The organism is Vibrio sp. S234-5 (assembly GCF_000960595.1).
Classification (GTDB): domain Bacteria; phylum Pseudomonadota; class Gammaproteobacteria; order Enterobacterales; family Vibrionaceae; genus Vibrio.
Map to the genome: position 1 here is coordinate 1 of NZ_JZAM01000278.1, position 495 is coordinate 495.

1 protein-coding gene is annotated in these 495 nt (G+C 48.1%); it reads right to left on the reverse strand.

All coding sequences use genetic code 11. From position 1 onward, the window contains the following. On the reverse strand, positions 1 to 466 hold a 466-nt coding region (locus tag UF06_RS17735; protein ID WP_045571632.1), incomplete at its 3' end, for an ATP-binding protein. Between the last annotated feature and the right edge of the window lie 29 nt (positions 467 to 495).

Consider the following 495-nt stretch of genomic DNA (forward strand, 5'->3'; position numbering starts at 1 on the left):
GTCCTTCCTCCATCACACAAGGGGCGAGAAACAGTACCCGTTTGGCGGCTGATTCTGTCGCATCAAGCTCATAGAGCGCATCTCTATCCTGAGCATTATTCACGCTCGCGATGATGCGGTCAAAATCGTCCAAATCTCTGCCCAAAGACTGCGCCGCAGACCAATCGTTGCGATGAGTCACCTCGATGCCAATCTCTTTAGCTAAGCGCATCAAGTGTTCCACGCGTGGTTGATAATCATCAATCAACAATAGTCGATTTGCATTCAGTTCTACCGGTTCAGAATGAGGCTGACTTCGTTTAGGCAACTGCAAACTAAAGCTAAAACACGATCCGTTGCCAAAATCCGAACGCACACAAAGCTCACCGTTGTACATGCTGATCAAACGTTTTGAGATTGCCAACCCTAAGCCCGTTCCTTCATGTCGCCTTGTCGCGGAGGTATCGACCTGCTCAAATTTATCCATAATATGAGTTAGCCTGTCTTCAGGAGTTC